This window comes from Shewanella sp. SW32 (genome assembly GCF_025653365.1).
Classification (GTDB): domain Bacteria; phylum Pseudomonadota; class Gammaproteobacteria; order Enterobacterales; family Shewanellaceae; genus Shewanella; species Shewanella oncorhynchi.
The window spans coordinates 1-1,058 of record NZ_JAKKSJ010000094.1 but is presented as its reverse complement, the minus strand read 5'-3'; the positions used below and the strand labels follow the sequence as shown (position 1 = coordinate 1,058).

The 1,058-nt window shown below is 46.7% G+C and carries 1 protein-coding gene; it reads right to left on the bottom strand.

Features of this window, described 5'->3' with window-relative positions; translation table 11 throughout:
• Positions 1 to 54: 54 nt before the first annotated feature.
• Positions 55 to 978 (bottom strand): IS5 family transposase, encoded by a 924-nt coding sequence (locus L5M28_RS23945; protein ID WP_263204541.1) that lies wholly within the window; start codon positions 976 to 978, stop codon positions 55 to 57.
• Positions 979 to 1,058 lie beyond the last annotated feature (80 nt).

Sequence of the window (1,058 nt, the reverse complement as noted above, 5' to 3'; positions counted from 1 at the left end):
GGCTTTGTTTCCTAAATCGAGTCAGCGAACAAAACTCTCATCATTGTTCAAATATCAAGCTACATAGTGGGTTTCAGGCATACCTAGCCCAGTAAGCTTGTTCAAAGCCCTAATCATCGCGTAAGCTTCTCCCACCTGAGCGTTATAATTCCGCATGCTCAACGTGCCTCCTAGCAGTTGTTTTATCCTGTACATGGCGGTTTCTGAGATTGAACGGCGATGATAACCATATCGTTTTTTCCACTGCTTATTTGAGCCATGAAGCTGTTGCCAACTGACGGCTAAGTTTCGTGGATGCCCTTGTTCCCATAGCGCAGCACCTTCCCTAGGTGGAATGAGCACTAAAGCGCGTTTTCGACGAACGGCTTCGTGACAGGCTTTCGTGTCGTAAGCACCATCACCCGAGATATTGCGGATTTTTCGATAGGTTTGCTTAAGTAAATTGGGCATCACTTCAGCGTCTGTAACACCTGATAAACTGAGTTCTGCGGAAATAATTTCATGGCTATGTGTATCTACGGCAATATGCAGCTTACGCCACACTCGGCGCTTTCCATCTGTACCATGTTTCTTCACTTTCCACTCACCTTCGCCATAGACCTTCAAGCCTGTCGAGTCGATAGCTAAGTGCTCAATGGCGCCGCGAGTCTTGGTTTTAAAAGCAATATTGACCGTTTTCGCGCGTTTACTGATGCAGGTGTAATGCGGGCAAGATAATGGGATGTCACCCAGTTTAAACACCGAATTGATGAAGCCCTGTAAGGCTCGCAGTGGCATAGAGAAAACACGCTTAACCATCAACGCAGTGGTAATGGCTAAGTCGCTAAACACTTGAGGGCGACCTTTCTTTGGCTGCTTGACCTTGGCTTTCCACTTAGCAATTGCATCCTCATCAATCCAGAAGGTAAGTGAACCGCGGTTGATTAAGGCTTGGTTGTATTGCTTCCAGTTGGTTGTTTTATAGCGAGGTTTTGACACGGTTGATGGGTAAGTTGATAGGCGATGCCGATCAGATCAGCGGCTACGGCTTTAGTTCAACCGATTTAGGAAACAAAGCC